This window comes from Rothia sp. HMSC069C04, assembly GCF_001812895.1.
Taxonomy (GTDB): Bacteria; Actinomycetota; Actinomycetes; order Actinomycetales; family Micrococcaceae; genus Rothia.
Map to the genome: position 1 here is coordinate 42,262 of NZ_KV810707.1, position 19,792 is coordinate 62,053.

General features: G+C 58.1%; 15 protein-coding genes and 3 tRNA genes. 5 read left to right on the forward strand and 13 right to left on the reverse strand.

Going from position 1 to position 19,792, the window contains the following annotated elements; genetic code table 11:
* Nucleotides 1-382: 382 nt before the first annotated feature.
* Together HMPREF2879_RS00390 and HMPREF2879_RS00395 are read right to left on the reverse strand one after the other, a co-directional pair.
* On the reverse strand, nt 383-2,110 hold the full coding sequence (locus HMPREF2879_RS00390; protein ID WP_070634555.1) for an MDR family MFS transporter: 1,728 nt from the start codon (nt 2,108-2,110) through the stop codon (nt 383-385).
* Between the two features lie 130 nt (nt 2,111-2,240).
* Nucleotides 2,241-2,912 carry a TetR/AcrR family transcriptional regulator gene (locus HMPREF2879_RS00395; protein ID WP_239669157.1) on the reverse strand — a complete coding sequence of 224 codons (672 nt, stop codon included), beginning with the start codon at nt 2,910-2,912 and terminating at the stop codon, nt 2,241-2,243.
* 191 nt (nt 2,913-3,103) lie between these two features.
* Here HMPREF2879_RS00395 and cls point away from each other — a divergent pair, with 191 nt between their 5' ends.
* Nucleotides 3,104-4,582, forward strand: a complete 1,479-nt coding sequence (cls, locus tag HMPREF2879_RS00400) for a cardiolipin synthase (protein WP_070634556.1) — start codon at nt 3,104-3,106, stop codon at nt 4,580-4,582.
* Between the two features lie 63 nt (nt 4,583-4,645).
* The gene (locus tag HMPREF2879_RS00405; protein ID WP_070634557.1) at nt 4,646-5,203 is read left to right on the forward strand and encodes a hypothetical protein; all 558 of its coding nucleotides are present in this window, start codon (nt 4,646-4,648) and stop codon (nt 5,201-5,203) included.
* A gap of 139 nt (nt 5,204-5,342) precedes the next feature.
* Here HMPREF2879_RS00405 and HMPREF2879_RS00410 read toward each other — a convergent pair whose 3' ends face one another.
* Together HMPREF2879_RS00410 and HMPREF2879_RS00415 are read right to left on the reverse strand one after the other, a co-directional pair.
* Entirely contained in the window at nt 5,343-6,443 is a 1,101-nt protein-coding gene (locus tag HMPREF2879_RS00410) for a YdcF family protein (RefSeq protein ID WP_239661596.1), read from the reverse strand.
* Between the two features lie 232 nt (nt 6,444-6,675).
* A complete protein-coding gene (locus tag HMPREF2879_RS00415) occupies nt 6,676-7,872 on the reverse strand; it encodes an RNase H family protein (protein WP_070634558.1) in 1,197 nt (398 codons plus the stop codon).
* A gap of 270 nt (nt 7,873-8,142) precedes the next feature.
* On the opposite strand from HMPREF2879_RS00415, the gene HMPREF2879_RS00420 reads away from it, so the two are divergent.
* On the forward strand, nt 8,143-8,421 hold the full coding sequence (locus HMPREF2879_RS00420; protein WP_049338252.1) for a putative quinol monooxygenase: 279 nt from the start codon (nt 8,143-8,145) through the stop codon (nt 8,419-8,421).
* 114 nt (nt 8,422-8,535) lie between these two features.
* Here HMPREF2879_RS00420 and HMPREF2879_RS00425 read toward each other — a convergent pair whose 3' ends face one another.
* Nucleotides 8,536-9,570 carry a 2-oxoglutarate dehydrogenase gene (locus HMPREF2879_RS00425; RefSeq protein WP_070634559.1) on the reverse strand — a complete coding sequence of 345 codons (1,035 nt, stop codon included), beginning with the start codon at nt 9,568-9,570 and terminating at the stop codon, nt 8,536-8,538.
* Nucleotides 9,571-9,822: 252 nt separating this feature from the next.
* On the reverse strand, nt 9,823-11,667 hold the full coding sequence (ilvD, locus tag HMPREF2879_RS00430) for a dihydroxy-acid dehydratase (RefSeq protein ID WP_070634560.1): 1,845 nt from the start codon (nt 11,665-11,667) through the stop codon (nt 9,823-9,825).
* A 403-nt stretch (nt 11,668-12,070) separates the two neighbouring features.
* On the opposite strand from ilvD, the gene HMPREF2879_RS00435 reads away from it, so the two are divergent.
* On the forward strand, nt 12,071-13,903 hold the full coding sequence (locus tag HMPREF2879_RS00435) for an alpha,alpha-phosphotrehalase (protein WP_070634561.1): 1,833 nt from the start codon (nt 12,071-12,073) through the stop codon (nt 13,901-13,903).
* A gap of 158 nt (nt 13,904-14,061) precedes the next feature.
* Here HMPREF2879_RS00435 and HMPREF2879_RS00440 read toward each other — a convergent pair whose 3' ends face one another.
* The 7 genes from HMPREF2879_RS00440 to HMPREF2879_RS00470 form a co-directional block, all read right to left on the reverse strand.
* Nucleotides 14,062-15,012, reverse strand: coding sequence for an ABC transporter substrate-binding protein (locus HMPREF2879_RS00440; RefSeq protein ID WP_070634579.1), 951 nt, complete (start codon nt 15,010-15,012; stop codon nt 14,062-14,064).
* A 5-nt stretch (nt 15,013-15,017) separates the two neighbouring features.
* On the reverse strand, nt 15,018-15,716 hold the full coding sequence (locus HMPREF2879_RS00445; RefSeq protein ID WP_070634562.1) for an ABC transporter permease: 699 nt from the start codon (nt 15,714-15,716) through the stop codon (nt 15,018-15,020).
* Between the two features lie 3 nt (nt 15,717-15,719).
* On the reverse strand, nt 15,720-16,499 hold the full coding sequence (locus HMPREF2879_RS00450; protein WP_070634563.1) for an ABC transporter permease: 780 nt from the start codon (nt 16,497-16,499) through the stop codon (nt 15,720-15,722).
* The gene (locus HMPREF2879_RS00455; protein ID WP_070634564.1) at nt 16,496-17,443 is read right to left on the reverse strand and encodes an ABC transporter ATP-binding protein; all 948 of its coding nucleotides are present in this window, start codon (nt 17,441-17,443) and stop codon (nt 16,496-16,498) included. The genes HMPREF2879_RS00450 and HMPREF2879_RS00455 overlap by 4 nt, the downstream gene beginning before the upstream one ends.
* Nucleotides 17,444-17,644: 201 nt before the next feature.
* Nucleotides 17,645-17,717 (reverse strand) — tRNA-Phe (locus HMPREF2879_RS00460).
* Nucleotides 17,718-17,790: 73 nt separating this feature from the next.
* Nucleotides 17,791-17,864 (reverse strand) — tRNA-Asp (locus HMPREF2879_RS00465).
* Between the two features lie 68 nt (nt 17,865-17,932).
* A tRNA-Glu gene (locus tag HMPREF2879_RS00470) sits at nt 17,933-18,005 on the reverse strand.
* Nucleotides 18,006-18,955: 950 nt separating this feature from the next.
* Between HMPREF2879_RS00470 and HMPREF2879_RS00475 the strand changes: the two genes are divergently transcribed.
* A complete protein-coding gene (locus HMPREF2879_RS00475) occupies nt 18,956-19,537 on the forward strand; it encodes a hypothetical protein (protein WP_049358906.1) in 582 nt (193 codons plus the stop codon).
* Nucleotides 19,538-19,792 lie beyond the last annotated feature (255 nt).

Here is a 19,792-nt window from a genome sequence, read left to right on the forward strand (position 1 = left end):
ACCCACATTGGGCACTTTCACCCCTTAGAACAGCCTGTATGCAAGCTAAAAGGGAGCTGGGTAAAAAAATGCCCCGGAATACCGGGGAAAAGGGGCGGATTAACAATTTTTACGAAAATTTTACATCCGAAACAATTCTCTCGACATAGGGACGTAATAACCTTTTCGATAAGCGCTTTAACGGGGTAAAACACCACGTAAACCCACCATTTAGGGGACTAAACCAACACTTCCAACCCCTAAACCAAGCACTAAGGCACACCTCTTAAGCGCGCTATTTAAGGCAACTCAGCCAAAAACAGCGCCCCGACACGAGCACACGACTCGCACCGGGGCGCCACTTATATAGGAAGGCAACGCCTCCGCGTTTAGTGCTAAGACCCTAGCTCTTAGCGTTAGGCTCCGAATCAGGCGAAGCCTCCGAGCTCAACGACTCGGCAATCATCCTACGGGTAGGACCCCGCATGCTCTTCAGATCCTGCGCGTCCTTAGCAGCCATCTCCGGAGTAATCACCGGAATCGCACCGGTCGCCGCGCGAGCAATATCAACAGCCGGCTCGGTCTCCAGGGTCGTCGCCAACGCATCCTCACGAATGAAGAACAGAAGCAGCGTAGACACCAGACCCAGCGGCACCAAGTACAGGAACAGCGGAATCAGCGCATCGTTATACGCATTCACAATGATACCGTGCACCGGCTCCGGCAAAGACGCCACCAACTCAGGAGTCAGAGACGAAGACGCATGGCTACCCGAAGACTGCAGCGCCTGCTGAGGCATACGCTCAGAAATCAGCGAGGTCAGACGCGAAGTAAACAGACCACCCACCAGCGAGGCACCCACAGTAGCACCCACCTGACGGAAGAAGTTATTCGACGCCGTCGCGGTACCAACCACGCTCACCGGGAACGCATTCTGAACAATCAGAGTCAAGAACTGCATAGACATACCCAGACCGGCACCCATCACCGCAAGGTATATACAGAACAGCCAGGTCGGAGTCTCAATAGTCACGGTCGACAGCAGGAACAGGCCCAGCGCCACAATCGCGGTACCGCTCGTCACATAACGCTTATAGCGACCGGTCTTCGACACCACGCGGCCCGTCACAATTGACACCACCAGCATGACGCCCATCATCGGGATCATCAGCAGACCAGCCACCGTAGCGCTCACACCCAGCGCCATCTGCAGATAAGTCGGGATGTACTCCACCGCACCGAACATTGCCACACCCAGCGCCAGCGAAGCGCCCAGAGTCAGCAGGAAGTTACGATTCTTGAACAGGTACATGGGCATGACCGGCTCAGCCGCACGGTTCTCCACCGGGATAAACACCAGCGCAGCAACCACAGAGAAGACCAGCAGACCAATAATCTCGGGCGAAGTCCACTCGTACTGGTTGCCACCCCAAATCGTGGCAAGCACCAGCGCACTCGTACCCGCCATCAGAATCAGCGAACCAAGGTAGTCGATGCTGTGCTTCTCACGCTCACGGAACGGGCGGTGCGGCAGCAAGAAAATCACCGCAAGAATCGACAGGATAGCCAACGGCAGATTCAGCCAGAACGCCCAACGCCAACCCGGACCCTCAGTAATCCAGCCACCAATCAGCGGACCAGCCACCGACGAGAAAGCAAAAACGCCACCGATAATACCCATGTAGCGGCCACGGTCGCGGGGAGGAATCACATCAGCAATCACAGCCTGAGAAAGAATCATCAGACCGCCGCCGCCCAGACCCTGCAGGCCACGAGCAAAAATCAGCCAGTTCATGCTCTGCGCGAGCGCACCAACAATCGAACCCGCCATGAAAGCGACAATCGCAAAAATCAGGAAGGGCTTGCGTCCGAACTGGTCAGAAAGCTTGCCGTAGACCGGCATCGTAATCGTCGAAAGCAGGATGAAAATGGTAATCACCCAGCTCATGTGCTCCACGCCGTGAAGCTCACCCACAATCGTGGGCAGCGACGGCGCCAGAATCGTCTGGTTCAGCGAGGACATGAGCATCACAATGACCAGGCCCAGGAACATGGCGCGGATGCGGTTTTTACTTTCCTGCTTAGCCTCACCGGCTGGCGGCTGAGGTAGATTCTTTTCCTCTGTACTCATCGTTTAATCCTTAGTTACGTTCTATATGTCTGTTGTGAGTGTCCGCCGGGCTCTGGATTCGGTTGCCTCGATTCGGGGCCTCGGATTCGGTTTCCGGCGGGCTTTTGTAGTTTGTAGCAGTGAACCGCCGCTAGATTGCCGGTCGGTTCTGCTCAAAAAGCAGGAACTGGAAGGTCTTCACCGTCTGGCGGATATGGCGGGCAATATCCTCTTTATCTTCCAGGTCGCGGGCGAACTCCAGCTGACGAAGCACCGCGGAGGCAAGCTGGACCTTTGCGCGTGATCGCTCCCGGAAGTGATCGGTCAGCGGGTCAGCGGGGGTTCGGCGCGGGAAGGGGCCGCGGCGACCGGCCGCGTCAAAAGCCACCCAGTCAATAGTGTTCAGGTAATCGGTGAGCACCTGTTCGCACTTCATGTAGTGCATTTTCATTCGTTTCGCGGACTCGGGGAACTCCTGAAAGGGAGCTCGGGGGTCCTTGCCATTGGCGTAGTGGAAGCTCTGGAAAATGACCTCCCAGAGAAGGTGGGTTACACGAATGATGGTGTTGTCATCCTCGTGGGCGCGGTCTGTTTCGAGGATTTCCTCGCTGACCACCGGTTCACGCAGACCCAGAACGGCGTCCTCTTTGGAGGGGAAGTAGTTGAAGAAGGTACGCGGGGAGACGCCCGCCTCCTGGGCGATTTCTTCAACGGTGGTTCCGCGCATCCCGTGTTCGCGGACGCGTTTGAGGGCTGCTTCGTGGATTGCCGTCCAGGTTTGTTCGCGGCGGCGTTCGCGAAGGCTCTGTTCCTTTTTCTGCATAACTGCAATTATTTCACCACTGCACACAATGCTCAAGTGCATTTTTAGCGTTAAGGCTCACAGCATAGCCGGCTAAACTCCGGCCCCGCCACTGGCACACAACACCCGCACACAATACCGACACATCACATACGAAGCGGCAAACCCACTCCCCCCCCCCGCCCCACACGAAATACCGGCATAATAGAGGGATGAACTTGTTTGCCCCCGCCTACCTCGACTTCCTGCCCGACTGGCTACGCCTCGCACTCGGCATAGCCGATATCCTCATCCGACTCGCAGCCCTCTGTTGGCTCCCCTACAACCGCAAACCCGTGGTTGCCCTGGGCTGGCTCATGGCCATCTTCTTCATCCCCTTCGTAGGGTTCATCGCATTCCTCGTCTTCGGCTCCTCGCGCCTGCCCGCCTACCGCCGCGCACGCCAACACGCCATGAACGACTTGATCCGCGAAGTCAGCGAGAACAAGCCCTTCCTCACCCGCACCGACGACCTCTCCGACCCCGCAAAGGCAGCCAGCCAGCTCAACTACACCCTGGGCTCACTCCCCCTGGTCGGCGGCAACCAATTCACCCTCCACACCGACAACCACGAGGCAATGGTCGCCATGGCGGAAGAAGTCGACCGCGCCACCAAATACGTGCACTTCGAGTTCTACATCACCGCCTACGACGAGGCGAGCGCAGTCCTCTGGGACGCCCTCTTCGCAGCCCACGAACGCGGTGTACAGGTGCGCGTACTCCTCGACCACATCGGCTCCTGCAAATACCCGTCCTATAAGAAACTCGTGAAAATGCTCAACGACTCGGGTATGCAGTGGCGCCTCATGCTGCCGCTCAAACCGTGGAAACTCAAGTGGCAGCGACCCGACCTGCGTAACCACCGCAAGGTCCTCGTCGTGGACGGACGCGTCGCGTTCTCCGGTTCGCAGAACGCTATTCACCGCTCCTACGACATGCCCGAAAACATTAAGAAGGGCTTGGAGTGGAAGGACCTGACCTTCTCCTGCACCGGCCCCATCGTTGAAGAGCTCAACGCCGTTTTCGTCTCCGACTGGTACTCCGAAACGAACCAGCTGATCCTGGCAGAAATTAACACCAATATCCCCTACTACAAGGATGGGATGCGCGCCCAGGTTGTGCCCTCCGGCCCCGGTTTTGAAACCGAAAACAACCTGCGCCTCATTAACTACCTGATCTACAACGCCGAGCGGCGTATTACCATCTGCTCGCCCTACTTCGTGCCCGAAGAGACCCTACTGCAGGCACTCACGAACGCCGCCTACTCCGGTATTGAAACCACCGTGATTGTGTGCGAGAAGGGCGACCAGTTCCTGCCGAACATGGCGCAGCGTTCCTACTACGAGCAGCTGCTGCAGGCGGGTGTGCGTATTCTGCAGTACCCCAGCCCGACCGTGTTGCACTCCAAGTTCATGATGGTCGACGACGAAATTACGTTCATTGGCTCGTCCAATATGGACCCGCGTTCCTTCTCACTGAACATGGAAGTGTCAACGTTCGTCATTGACCGCGGCATGGTCGCGATGCTGGATGAAGTATGCGCCGAATACGAGCAGGTCTGCACCGAGCTGCTGTACACCCAGTGGGCGGAGCGCCCGCGCCGCATCAAGATGGTGGAGAACCTCTGCCGACTGTGGTCATCGCTCCTCTAAGCTATTTTTCGCACACTCGCAGGGTCTGAGTTTTCATCCCCGCACCCGCCAAAGGACTATCGAATGCCCCTTCTATTCCGTAAAGCACGCCGTAAAATCGCTGAACTCGATGCGCACGACGTTGCTCACCGTATCTCTGCGTACACCTACGGTAATTTCTTGGTGCTGGCGGCTCTGCTGAGCATTCACGACGCGAACGCGATCTTTGACGGCACCGCAATCCTCTACATTACGGGTACCGGTCTGACCACCTACATTGCCCACGTCATCTCAGAAATGCAGGAGTACCGGGTGCTGCACGGCGGCACCCCGCCGCGAGATTTCGTCAAGCACGCGCTGGGCAACGCGAGCCCTATTCTGGGTACGACCGTGTACCCCGTGGCGCTCCTGATTCTGGCGACATTCCTACCGCCCGGCGGCACCTACGACATCATTTTTGACTGCACTATTATTCTCTGTCTTGTGACCGTGGTGTGGCGTATTTTTAGCCTCAACTTCGCGATTGCTCGCTACCGCGGCGAACCGCTCTGCTGGCGTACCTTCCGAAGCGCTGTGTGGCTCACCTTCGCCGTTATTGTTCTCGCGATTGTGAAGATTATGTTCACTCACGCTGGTAAATAACCTCAAAGCTCCCCTGAAGCTCAGATTAACCGAGATCAGGGGAGCTTTTGTATGCACCATCGCTGGGATGCGCCGGGCCACATGCTAGAGCAGCGCTATACATTAGGACGGGGCTACCGGCTAGAGCCGCAGCTGGATGCTACATCGGTTCGCCCGGGCCCTTCAAATCGGCGGAGTACAAATACCACACGAAGAGCGCCACTGCAATGTAGAGAACCGTGCACAGGCTCAAAGTGATGATGTGGCGACGGCGAGTAATACTCAAATACCCAATAAACTCACGGATAAAAGCATTCACCGCAAAATACAGCTTCGTACGAGCCCCCGCACCCCAGCATTCCAGACCCAGCGAACGTGCCAACAGCAACGCACGGAACAGGTGGTAGCTGGTTGTTACCACAGCAACTTTCGGGGTTTTACCCTCGGCAACCTCCGGCATCAAGGCGTAAGAGAAGAGCAGGTTCTCGCGGGTGTTCACCGCGCGGTCCTCCACAATAATGTCCGCCTCGGGAATGCCGCGGGATACAGCGTAGCGAGTCATCGCCACGCCCTCGGGCACCTCCTCATCCGCGCCCTGACCGCCAGACATAATCAGCTTCGAGCCGGGGTTCTTACGGTAAATTTCAATGCCGCGATCGATACGACCCGCCAACAGCGGAGTCACCTGGTCACCAATAAGACCCGAACCAAGCACCACCACATAGTCAGCCTGCTGGCGGAAATTTACCAGGTTCAACGCTGCCGCCACAGTAAAGCCCACCGCGTAGATAGTGAAATAGGTCAGCACCAGCGAAAAATAGAAATAAATAGTGCCCCACACGCCGCCAAACGGAACATTCTCCACCGAACCGGGAACAAAGAACGGCCCCACAATAAGAGCGACACCGGCAGCCAATGCCAAAGAATTAGTGAGCGAAAAACCCTCACGAGCAATAAGGCGCACACCGCTATAAAGGAACAGACCGGTCAAACCCAGAGGCGTAAAAAGCGAAAGAATCACCGGAATGATAACAATGAGGAGCGCCAGCACCAGCAAAATCTGGTTCTCTGACACAACCGCCATTGCGCCCAGGCTCGTACCCAGCAACCCCACGGTCACAATCAGTAGCCAGCCGACAAACACGCTACGGCGTTCCCGCAGGTAGAGGCAGATAAAAAGCACCGGCGAAAGCGCCGTCAGCGCGTACAGCACCACCAGCGGGATATATAGAGAAGAACCGGGAGGAGGAAGAAACTGCATAAATTGGATCCCAAAGAATAAGTAAAGTGTGCGCCCGCTGAAAATCGGGAGAATCAAAAAAATTCTTCACACAATTCTATCCCCACCGCTGTACATCTATCGCTGCAGGCCCGCCGCACACAAGCGCATGCAGAAAAGGCAAAAGGGCAAAAAGAAACACGCGACACCTCCGACATCGCATACCCTCGTATGCGGCGAATGCATCGCGCGTTCATTTCTACCCTGGACTAGTTTAGCGCCATAAACGGTTTCCCGTGTGGATTGAAGAAGGTTTAATCTGCAACCACTCCGGCGCAAGCAGGCGAACAGCCTTCGCACAACCCGACAAAGCAGTAATAATCGACTCGCACCGCTGATTAAACTCGCTCTGATGACGCTTATCCACAATCTGCCCCGGAAAATGGCGATGCATCTTCGACACAGAGTCGCTACTCTCCTGCAAACCGTGGCCCGTATGGCCCGGAACATGCTTCACCAGCACACGCTTCTCGCGGATCGCCTCCGTCAAAGCACGCATCTGAGCCACAACACGCTCATCCTGAATACCCTCAGAAACCCATGCTTCAAAAGCCCAACGGCTATGCGCCAAACGCAACACAAACGTCAACGCACCCAAAGAATCCGTATGAATAATCAGGCGGCGCGAACCACTATGGAACACCGTATAAGCCGCCAACATCGCAGACAGCTCACCGGTCATAATATTCACGCCATCATAGTGGGCATGAAAATAGAAGCCGTCCTCACTCACGCCGGCGATACCCATACGGCCGCCACGCTGATACTTCTTATTGTGAGTCGAACGGAACGAACAATCCGTGAAAACGCTATAGTCCTGCAGCTGATCCAGCGGACGAGGAGTCAGCGCCTCCTCCACCATCTCATCCACAGCGGTACGTGCCGCGCACACCTCAGCCTGCATCCGCTCATACGCGGGCGTGCCAGCAAGCTTCACATGCACTTCACCCAAAGAATGGTTATCGTACGGGTCCAGCACCTTCTCAAAGGCGCGGTACTCCATGATCCCCTTCAACTGGTCGCAATCACGGAAAAGATGCTTCAAATTCTTACGGTCAGCAGCAATCGTCACCAGGTTCTGACGGTACTGCTCAGGAACCACATCCCACGCAGAAAGCACGGCACGACCCAGCAGACGCGGATGCACCTCATCGCAGCACTCCATAAGGGAATGAACGTGAGTGAAAAGCATCGGCTCCTCATTCACCACAGTGCGGGTACCGTCCTGCTTAGAAATAAAAACCACCGTCGACAAGGCCGAATAACAAAAACCCTGCGCTGTACGATGCTCCTGAGCCACAGCAATCACAGCAACACCCTGATCCGTGTACCCGGCAGGGTACGAGGCGCTATAGTCGGGCGCCTCCCAAGTCAGGGTGCATCGTTTGATATGCGCCGGTGAAAATCCCATGAGTGTCACCCCCCATGTGTGCCATACCGCTTCTCCTTCCATTCATGCGGTGTATCGTCCTCGTTCTTTTATAGGTCGAAAAGAAAGGGGCACGCAAATATAAAACACCTTTTTTACAGTTAGCGAATGGGCCAGCCGAAAATCCTCTCACCCGCCGCCACAGCGCAAGAAAACCACGACCATTGCCTCCCCGAACCGGGGGTGAAGGTGTACGGTAAAAGAGTCATATACAACGCGGCCTCACGCCGCCCACCCCATAAGGAGAGCCCCATGATTGGTGTTTACGCCGGAGTATCCGTCAAGCCCGAGCACGTCGAAGAATTCCTCAAGACCATCGAACCGCTCGTGACCGCAAGCCGCCAGGACGAAGGCAACGTCAGCTACGACTTCGGTGCCGTCTCCGACACCGACTTCGCATTCATCGAGCGATGGGAATCCCAGGAACTACTCGAAAAGCACATGGGCGCCGAGCACTTCCAGAAGGCTGTTGCCGCATGGGAGCCGCTGCTCTCCTCCGAGCTGGACGTTCGCATCGTCAACTTCCGCTAAGCGACGTTAAATACCGAAGGTGCCCGGCACCCCCTCTGTGAGGGGCGCCGGGCACCTTCGTATATCACCCTTGGAGACGAGCGCAGCTACTCGCGGCGCGCCTTTATGCTCGGTCTAGCGGCGTTCCAAACCGACCTCCACCGAATCAAGCGTGAAACCATTCGTCGCGCTCACGCAATGCACCTTACCGCTATTCACCGACTTGCAGGTGTAACCATACGCGGTCACCACCTGACCGGTCGGCAGTGCAGTAATACCCTCGGTATTCACCGGCTCCGGGGTGGCAGTCTGACCGACCAGGCTCACCTCAGGAGCCTGACCCTGCACCATGTGCACGCGCTGCTGCGCGGCACCGGAGGCGGCATCCCAACCCTCCAGGGTCACACCCACCAGCGCCTGGCAATCCACACCCGACGGGGTCACCGAGCACGCGACCTTAGAGTCCGGGCTGGTGAAACGCAGCGCCTCAACAGTCTTCGCCGAATCGCCCTGACCGAAAGTGCCGCCACCGTACGCTTCAGCGAAAGTCAGCGTACCCGACAGCATGCGGGTCTGTGCCGGAATCAGCGCCAGACGAGGCTTCTCAACGCTACCACCCTGCGTGAAGCAGGCACCCGTAATGTAGTCGCGGCCCTGCACCTTCGTAGCGCACTGGTACCACTCAACACTCGCCGCGCCGTCCTGGTTCTTGCGGCTGTTGAAGAGACGCACCGCCTCCTGAGCCTTCGCACAATCCGAACCGTCATACACGTAAATACCGGCGGAACCACCCAGCAGGCTTGTCACACCGCAGCGGGTGCCCGCATCAATAGTGTTCGCAGAGCCACTCGCCGAGGCGTATGCCGCCTCGTACTCGGCGTCCGTGCTCGGCTCATCCGTGGGGGTCGCTACCGAGTCGTACGTTACCGGGGAATCCAGGCCGGCAGAGATCTGCACAGTATTCGGCTTCCAGGAGCCATCCGCCGCGGTGAACAGGGTCTTTGCATCAACGGGCGCAGAAGAAGTCGCCACCATCATCGGGGCGGTTTCAGAATCATCAGCCTGCGGCTGAGCAGAGCAAGAGCTCAAAGCGAGCGCACCGATACAGGCAAGAGCCGTCAGGGCACGACGAGTAAAAGCACGCTGTGCGCGTGCGGGCAGGGTAACCATGAATACGTCCTTGTGAGGGTTGCGAATTGCGTTGTGTTTGAGTGGTTGTGCTGAGTCGGTGAATCGGGTACCTAAATACCTTCTTACACCCTACTGCACCGCAACTGACAAGGCAATACGCCGCACCGGGTATCCCACGACGGTAAACAAATACGCGAACAAAGAACAGCGCCCCGCCCGCAGAAAAACCGCGGAACGGGGCGCCAGCCCATCAGGGCAAGATATTAAATTCTCACACGATACGTGAGGGGCTTATGCGTCCTCGGGCAGGATGCGCACGCCGCCCTTATCAGCCGAAGCAGCCAGCATGCCGTACACCTTCAGGGCGTTCGATACCTGACGCTCACGCGGCTTGGTCGGACGCCACGGTGCAGCGCCCTTCGCCTCGCGGCGAGCAGCAAGCTCCTCATCCGAAACGTTCACACGCAGGATGCGGTTGTTCACGTCAATCTCAATCTCGTCACCGGTCTGCACCAGGCCGATCGCGCCGCCAGCAGCCGCCTCCGGGGAGACGTGACCGATAGAAATACCCGAGGTACCACCGGAGAAACGACCGTCAGTAATCAGCGCACACTTCTTGCCAAGGCCCAGACCCTTCAGGTAGGAGGTCGGGTACAGCATTTCCTGCATGCCGGGGCCACCCTTCGGACCCTCGTACTGGATGACAACAATGTCGCCTTCCTTCACGTTCTTCGACAGAATCTCGTGCACAGCCTCGTCCTGCGACTCGACCACGAAGGCGCGGCCCTTGAAGTGGAACAGCTCCTCATCAATACCAGCAGACTTGATGATCGCGCCGTTCTGGGCAATGTTGCCGTACAGGACCGCCAGACCGCCGTCCTTGGTGTACGCGTGCTCCACGGCGCGGATGCAACCGTTCTCGGCGTCGGTCTCGTGGGATTCGTACTTGTTCGCGGTGGAGAACGCCTGAGTGGTGCGCACGCCGCCGGGAGCAGCGAGGAACAGTTCCTTCGCCTTCTCGCTCGCCTTGCCGCTGCGGATATCCCACTCGTCCAGCCACTCGTCCAGCGAGTCAGCGTGAACAGAATGAACGTTCTTGTGCAGCAGGCCGGCACGGTTCAACTCACCCAGCAGGGCAGGAATACCGCCGGCACGGTGCACATGCTCAATGTGGTACTTAGTGGAGTTCGGGGCAACCTTCGCCAGGCAGGGAACCTGACGCGAAATACGGTCAATATCCTTCAGAGTGAAGTCAGCGCCCGCCTCATGAGCAATCGCCAGGGTGTGCAGCACAGTGTTGGTCGAACCGCCCATCGCCACATCCAGCGCCATAGCGTTCTCGAACGCCTCCTTGGTCGCAATGGAGCGAGGCAGAACCGACTCGTCATCCTGCTCGTAGTAGCGCTTAGCCAGCTCAACGATGCGGCGGCCAGCATCCAGGAACAGCTCCTTACGAGCAACCTGAGTAGCCAGGGTGGTGCCGTTACCGGGCAGCGCCAGACCAATCGCCTCATTCAGGCAGTTCATGGAGTTCGCGGTAAACATACCCGCGCACGAACCGCAGGTCGGGCACGCATTCTTCTCAACCTGAGCGAGCGCCTCATCGCTGACGCTGTCATCAACAGCCATCACCATGGCATCAATGAGGTCGAGGCGGTGCTCAACAATACCCTCAATGCCCTCACCGGACTCCATGGGGCCGCCAGAGACAAAGATGGTGGGGATGTTCAGGCGCATAGCCGCCAGAAGCATACCGGGGGTGATCTTGTCACAGTTAGAGATGCAGACCAGCGCGTCAGCACGGTGCGCGTTGACCATGTACTCGACCGAGTCAGCAATCAGGTCGCGGGAAGGCAACGAGTAGAGCATACCGTCGTGACCCATCGCAATACCGTCATCAACAGCGATGGTGTTAAATTCCTTGGCGACGCCGCCAGCCTCACGAATCGCGCCGGCGACCAGCTCACCCATGTCCTTCAGGTGCACGTGGCCGGGCACGAACTGGGTGAAGGAGTTCGCAATAGCAATAATGGGCTTGCCGAAGTCGTCATCGCCCATGCCGGTGGCACGCCACAGGGCGCGGGCACCAGCCATGTTACGGCCGTGAGTTGAAGTACGTGAACGCAGTTCTGGCATTGTTTTACCTTCCGTAGTGATGCAAGTACTGATTTTACGCGCGGCGTCCAACGCTCTTCAGCTCAGGGTCACTTTGGTTTCATGCATCGAAACGCGCACGAGCCTGCAACCGCCTATCGGTGGGAGGGTTGAGGCCACGGGGGTTGTGCCGGATCTGCGGCAGAATTGCCCCCTTTGGGGTAGACGGGGGACATCACCCCATTATGCCCCCTAATCTGGAATGAGCCCAGGTTCCGGGCGGCGATATTCAGTCGGCGAACGCACCGGGAGGCGGCGGGCCGCTGTGCCTGCCGCGTACGGGCCTCGCTGTGCATACGTAGCAGCACACGCAGCACCGGCGCGGTTCGTTTCCAACACACTGATTTATACACGCTGAACCCTGCTTACATTTCAGAAGGTTTCCATGACACAGGCACCCACCGCATCGCTCACCCTCACCCCGGCAACCAGCCCTGCAACCACCCCGGCAGGTGGCAAGGATTTCGCGTCCTCCGTCATCTACCAGGTGTACCCCAAGTCCTTCTACTCCTCGGCGGGTGGCGCCTACGGCGACCTGCGCGGCGTCATCGAGAAGGTGCCCTACATTGCTTCCCTGGGCGTGGACATGGTGTGGTTCAACCCGTTCTTCGCCTCCCCGCAGAACGACAACGGCTACGACATCTCCGACTACTACGCCATCAACCCCGACCTGGGCACCATGGAGGACGTCGAAGAGATGATTGCTGCCCTCGCCAAGCACGGTGTGGGCGTCATGTTCGATATGGTGCTCAATCATGTTTCGACCGAGCACGAGTGGTTCCAGCGTGCGCTCGCCGGTGAGCGCGAGTACTGGGATTACTTCTACATTCGCCCCGGCAAATACACCGAGGATGGTCAGCTGCGCGAACCGACCAACTGGGAATCGAAGTTCGGCGGCCCCTGCTGGTCCCGCTTTGGCGAGTACACGGATGAACACGGCACGCCCCTGTTCTATATGCACCTGTACGACCGCACCCAGGCGGACGTGAACTGGTACAACCCGACTGTGCGCGACGAACTGTTTAAGGTCGTGAACTTCTGGTACGAGAAAGGTGTACGCGGTTTCCGCTTTGACGTCATTAACGTCATCGGTAAGGGTGAAGAGCTACTCGACGCCCCCGAAGGCACCGTGGACAAGGCACAATACACCGACACCCCGATTGTGCACACCCGCATTCAGCAGCTGAACCGCGCATCCTTCGGTCAGTATGATGACACCGTGACCGTGGGCGAAATGTCCTCGACCAGCATCGAAAACTGCGTGGGCTACTCCAACCCGGCAAACCACGAGCTGGACATGGTGTTCAGCTTCCACCACCTGAAGGTGGACTACGAGAACGGCGAGAAGTGGTCGAAGGTGCCGTTCCGTTTTGCCAAGTTGAAGCAGATCCTGAACGATTGGGCACTGGGTATGCAGGCCGGCGGCGGCTGGAACGCGCTGTTCTGGAATAACCACGATCAGCCGCGCGCGCTGAACCGTTTTGGTGACGTTGAGCGTTACCGTGCCGAATCGGCAACCATGCTGGCGACCGTGATTCACCTGCTACGCGGCACCCCGTACGTGTACCAGGGCGAGGAAATCGGCATGATTGACCCGGTCTACTCCTCGATTGAGCAGTATGTGGATGTGGAGGCGCACAACGCCTATGCGATGCTGCGTGAGCGCGGTCTGAGCGAGCAGCAGGCACTGGAGATTGTAGCCTCGAAGGCTCGCGATAATTCGCGTGTGCCGATGCAATGGGCCGCGGATCCGGCGACTGCCGGTTTTGGTTCCACGTCGCCGTGGCTGACTCCCGCCCCGGTGCGTGACGCGGCGACCGGTGCCGGTATTTCGGTGGAGGATGAGGAACGCGACGGCGTGATTCTGCCCTACTACCGCAACCTGATTGCCCTACGTAAGCAGTACCCGGTCATCTCTGCGAGTTCGTACGCGCCCTACGCGCTGGATCACGAGCGGGTGTTTGCGTACCTGCGTGAGCTGCCTGCTGATGGTACCCGCCCGGCGCAGTGTCTGCTAGTGCTGACGAACTTCTACGGTGAGCCGACCGAGGTTGAGGTTCCGGCTGAATTCGTTCGTTCCGGTCGCGTGCTGGTGTGTAATTACAAGAATTCTGCGGTCGATTCCGCTGCGGCGGATTCTGCCGTATCTGATTCAGCTGAGACGGTGACACTGAGCCTGCGCCCCTACGAGGCTCTGGCGCTACTGATTGAGGGCTAAAAAGCTACTGTATGCCCCTCCCCTGACCTGTGGGGAGACGTGTGGGAGAAGGACGACTATAAACCGACCTGGCAATATTCTATTTCTAGAATATTCCCAGGTCGGTTCTGCTTAAACCATTCCTGTAGAGGAATTTATGTGGAATATCAGGCAGAATCTTAGAAGCCGTGCTCGTTCAGCCAGGTACCCGCCGCCTGCGCGGGCTCCTGCTTAGAGGTACCCGAAACACGGTCATTGAGAGTGCGCAAATCAGCGGTGGTGAGCTTCGCCGAGACACGGTTCAGAACCTCCGCCGCAGAGTCGGGAACTCGCGAGGTATTGATAATGGGCAGCACCTGCTGAGCCAGAATCATGTTCTTCGGATCCTCCAGCACCACCAGCTGATTCTGCTCAATTGCGGGGGTGGTCGAGTAGAGGTCAACCACCTGCACGGTGTCATCCAGCAGGGCCTTGACGGTCAGCGCGCCACCACCATCCGAGAGGGGCACAAACTCGGCGGGGGCGCATCCGTACTTCTCTTTCAGACCCGGGATGCCGTAGGCGCGCTCGGCGAACTCCGGGGCGGCGCCGAGCTTCAGATTCGTGCAGCGGGAGGCGAGGTCTTCAAGGCTTCGCAGACCGTATTTCTGGGCGGTCTGCGCGGTAACGACAAGCGAGTCCTTATCCTCCGCCTCGGAGGCGTTCAGGGCGCGGATTTCAGCCCCGGAGCCACCCGTGGTGAGGGTGCCGAGGGCGGCGGGTAGCGCCTGCAGAATCTCCTGCGCAGTGCTAGCTGTAGCCTTCGGGTCGAGGTAAAGCAGCAGGTTGCCGGAGTAGTCCGGGATAACGTCCACCGCACCGGAGGCGAGTGCCCCCAGGTACGCCTCGCGGGCGCCGATGCTCAGCTGGGTACGGGCGTTGAATCCCGCCCGGGCGAGGGCTCCGGCGTAGATTTCGGCAAGGATTTGGGATTCAGCGAAGGCCGCTGAGCCGACAATGATTCCTTCATGTTCGCCGCTGAAGACTTTGTCGCCGCTGAGCCCGCAGGCGCTGAGAATACCCGCCATGCCGAGCGCTCCGGCGGCGGCTAGGGCAGTGCGACGAGAGAAGGTTTTAGGTGCCTGAATCATCGGGTTCATGCCTTCTTCCGGTTGATGGTGAGCCCCGCGGGGGTGAGCGTACGCTGCACGAGGCCCATGAGCGCGTCCACGGCGAAGGCGAGAAGCGCCACGAGCAGGGTTGCGACGAGCATGCGCGGGTAGTCGCGCACGGCGAGCCCGTCGAAGAGGTACCTGCCGAGGGTTCCGCCGCTCAGGTAGGCGACGATGGTCGCGGTTGCGATGACCTGCACGAGTGCGGAGCGGAGCCCGCCGAGCATCATGTTTGCGGCGAGCGGGATTTCGAGGCGGGTCAGAATCTGCCATTCGGTCAGGCCTTGGGCGCGGGCTGCGTCCACGAGGTCTTCCGGCACGGCGGCGAGGCCTTCAAGAACTCCGGCGAGCAGGGGCGCCGCCGCAATAATAATGAGCACGATGAGGGAGGGCAGGGTCGAGACGCCCAGCCAGAGTGCCAGGATAGTGAGCAGACCGAGTGCGGGCAGCGCACGGGTGGCAGCAACGGTGCTCATGAGCAGGTTGCTACGGCCGCGGTTGGTGCCGTAACCCGGGCGGTGGTGCCCAGCCCAGAGGCCGAGGGGCACGACGATGAGTGCCGCGCAGGCGGTGGCGAGGGCGGTGACGCTCAGATGTTCGAGCAGGCGCACGAGGATTCCGCCGTTTCCCTGCCAGTTGGCGCCGTCCATGAAGTAGGCGAAGGTTCGTTCTATGACGTTCACGGGTTATGCCTTCCTTTCGGGGCTGCGGTGGTTCGCAACCGTAGCCGCCTGCCAGGGCGTAAGTGCCCTTGTCAGAAGGATAAGAAGCAGGTCGAGGACCAGTGCCAGCAGCAGGCTAAGGATTACGCCAGCCAGGATTTCCGAAGGGATATTGCGCGCGAGTCCGTCGGTGAAGAGCGTGCCGAGCGAGGGTACACCGATGAGGGCACCCACGGACACCATCGCAATATTTGCCACGGTTGCCACGCGGATTCCCGCCATAATGACAGGTGTAGCGAGGGGCAGGTAGAGCTCCATCAGCGCCTGTCGGGGCGTGTATCCGAGGGCGCGTGCAGATTCGTGCACGCTATCGGGTACGGAGTCGAAGGCATCCACACCGGAGCGCACCATGAGCGAGAAGGAATAGACGCTCAGGGCGACGAGCACGTTCAGCGGGGAAATAATGGAGGTGCCCAGAATGAGCGGCATCAGCACGAAAAGCGCGATCGAGGGGATGGTGTACAGCAGCGAGGAGAGGTGCATGAGGGTTCGCGCACCGATGCGGCGTTCAGAACCGCGGTCACGGCGACGGCTCGCGTAGTAGGCGACCGGCAGCGCGACGAGAGCGCCAATCGCGACGGGCACGACGCCCTGGTAGAGGTGGCTGAGGGTCAGCTCGAGGATGCGCTGACTATTGGTGGCGACCCATTCCCAGTGCATGTCGCTTGCGGCGAGGGGTGATGCCACTAGGGGATGCGCGGTGAGAGGTGGTGCCGCGATCACACTATTTTCTAGAAGACTCATTCGCTTTTCTCGCCTTCTACCGCACCATTCTGTGCTTCTCGGGAGGCGGCAAGTCGGCGTTCACGCGCCTGGCGCACCGTCTGCTCATCCAGCAGGCCGGCAACGGAGCGGCTCACGAAGGAGCGCACAAAATCATCGGCGGGGCTGTAGAGAATCTCTTCGGGAGTGCCGAACTGGGCGAGGCGACCGCCCTCCGCGAAGACGGCGATACGATCTCCCAGCAGGAGCGCCTCATCAATGTCGTGGGTGACGAACACGATCGTCTTGGCGAGTCGAGCCTGCAGGCGCAGCAGCTCGCGCTGCAGGTCGGTACGCACCACCGGATCCACCGCGGAGAAGGGTTCGTCCATCAGCAGGATGGGCGCATCGGCGGCGAGAGCACGCGCCACACCAACGCGCTGCACCTGGCCACCCGAGAGCTGGGCGGGGTAGCGCTTAGCATACGAAGAATCCAGGCCGACCACTTCAAGCAGTTCGAGCGCGCGAGCCTGCGCCTCCTTGCGGGAGGCGCCGAGCAGGCGCGGTACGGTGGCAATATTCTGCGCGACGGTGCGGTGCGGCATGAGCCCGCCCTGCTGCATGACGTAGCCAATACCGCGGCGTAGCTCGTAGGGGTTCTTTTCGTGCACGTTCACGCCGTCAATGGTGATGGTGCCGCTATTGGGCTCGACCATGCGGTTAATCATGCGCAGACTAGTGGTTTTACCGCAGCCGGAGGGGCCGACGAACACGGTAATCTGCCCCGCGGGGATGTGCAGGTTCAGGTTCTGGAGCACCGTGGTGGGTTCGCCGGTTCGGCTCGGGTAGCTTTTGGTGATGTTTTCGAAGCGGATTCCGCCCGCCTGCGTGCTACCAGTGGCAGCATTTTTTGCCCAGGGAATCTGAGGTGAGTCCTCTTGGTGCGGGTGAGTTGAATTTTGTGCGGCTGAATTTTGGGCGGTCATGGGTGCGTTGGTGCTTTCTGCAGTGGCTATAGGGCAGGTGCCTCTGTATACAATCTGTATACAATTCTATATACGAAAAGGCGGCATCTCAGGGTTTTATTCCCAAGATGCCGCCTTTTCGACGGTTTTGCAGTATCTGCAACCGCAAAGTTTTTTAAAAACAAAACCCGCCCCACTGTAGAAGCCTGGAGGCGGATTTCGTGGCTCCGACCGGCGTCGATCCGGTGACCTTACGATTTTCAGTCGTACGCTCTACCAACTGAGCTACAGAGCCTTGCGTATTTACTTTTAGATACGCAATGACCGCGTCTTCGGATGAATAATCATCTGAACTTACGCGGCCAGAGCGACCCCGACGGGACTTGAACCCGCGACCTCCGCCGTGACAGGGCGGCGCGCTAACCAACTGCGCTACGGGGCCTTGTTGGAATCAACAGAAGTAAACTCTATATCATCTAACTTGGCTTTGCAAATCGTGAGATTTGCAAGTACCCCCAACGGGATTTGAACCCGTGCTACCGCCGTGAAAGGGCGGCGTCCTAGGCCGCTAGACGATGGGGGCCTAGTCGATCGAACAGGTTCCGTTTTCTTCATCCCGTCGTTCGAACCTCCACTAGTCTATGACAGGTTTGCGGAGGCACGCAAACCGTTTTGTTCGATTTTGCCCGATTTTGACCCCCATTTTCGACCATTTATAGCCTGGCACATATGTGTTTAAGCTTGTCAATGAGGATTCAGAGAAACTTCAAAAAATTTTAAAATTTCTTCACAACACCCCAAATCAGGGGCTTTTGGAAGGTTTTTAGACACGTTTGGGTACCTACAGGAGCCCAGAGAAAGACTTTTTCGCCACCTCCATTTCTACAGATTTTCTACAAACTCCTCCGAAACTCCTCCGAAATTTTGTTTTGAAGATGCCGGCATCAGTCCCGCAAGAATTCCGAAAACCCACCTTCACATCTCTTATACACCCCTCTTATGCGCATCGCAGCGGCCAAAAAACTCCACAATATCTCCAAAAAATTTTCGACAACTTTCTACACGCTTATATAGGACATGCAGGCAAGACGCTACCCTGGGTGCAAATATCTGCAAGAGAGTGCACGGCAACACCTCTTTAGGGGGGTTCACCCCAGCCTCCCCGGAGCCCTCAAAAATGTGCCGCGCAAAGCAACTACAGGCCAGAATGCACATAGATGCAAATATTCACTCTTGGGAATACAATAAACCAGCTTGTCAGACGCTTATTTTTCTCTCAGTGCAGATATCTACGCAATTATGACGACGCAGAAATATAAAGATTTGATAAACCTCTAGCGATTGACAAGGAGAGATGAAAGCTGGCTGAAAATACCCCCTGAAATAGCTTGAAGCCCCCTCTTTGAGCACCGTACTATAGAGGGCGTGAGGTCACTTCCGGACCTTGCACGGGGCCACTTCCGGAGCCCCAGACGTAAAGTCACCGCACATTACAGCACCGATAAACCGCATAGAGATCCAAAGGGGGATCCAGTGTCCGCAACGATGAATCGCCGCATGGCATTCCGTGCACTCGGCGTAGGCACCGCAACCATCGCTCTCGGCTGTGTAGCTGCACCCGCAGCGCAGGCACAGCAGATGGCGCACCCGCAGAAGGCAATGACTGCCGACCAGCAGCTCAAGCTGATCCTGCGCCGCCTAGAGCAGGTACCTGCCCGTTTGAAGTATGCGAAGCCTGGATCCTCCAACCGCGTTAATAGCGGCATTGAGAGCGCACTGGGCAACCTGACCACCGTCCAGGGCACTGACGCAGGCCGTCAGATTGCAAGCGCTAAGGCCGCTGTTCGTAAGTCTGATGGACGCGCCCACGCAGCTCTCTCCCCCGTTGGTGTTATTGCCTGCGTTGTCAGTATTGCAAAGTTTGTCATTCAGCTGGGCATCGCCATTTACAAGCTTATTAAGGCACTCGTTAACGCCTTCAAGCAGTGGAAGACCTTCAAGAACATCGTGAAGGCCGTCATTTCTGGTGAAGCCCGCAAGAAGCTGGGTACTGAAACTGAAACCGTACTCAAGGCCATTTTGGGCATTGAAGACGTCCTCAAAAAGTGTGCATAGTCTACACACCGTACGGCTATGCGCTTGTTTAGAGAGCTAATCTTGGTGTTTCTTTAGCTTTCTAGACCCCGTTAAGGGATGCGCCGCACGTGGAGTCACTGCATGGGCTCGCTGCGCGTCCGGGTAGCCGGAGGGTATGTCCTCGAGTGTCTTCGGCGCCTACCCAGCCCACCCCGCATGACCTCATGGTGCGGGGTGGGTTTCTTTAACCGCTCTTTCGACGGCTCTTCCGGGCGAGCGCTTCTTGAGCTTCCT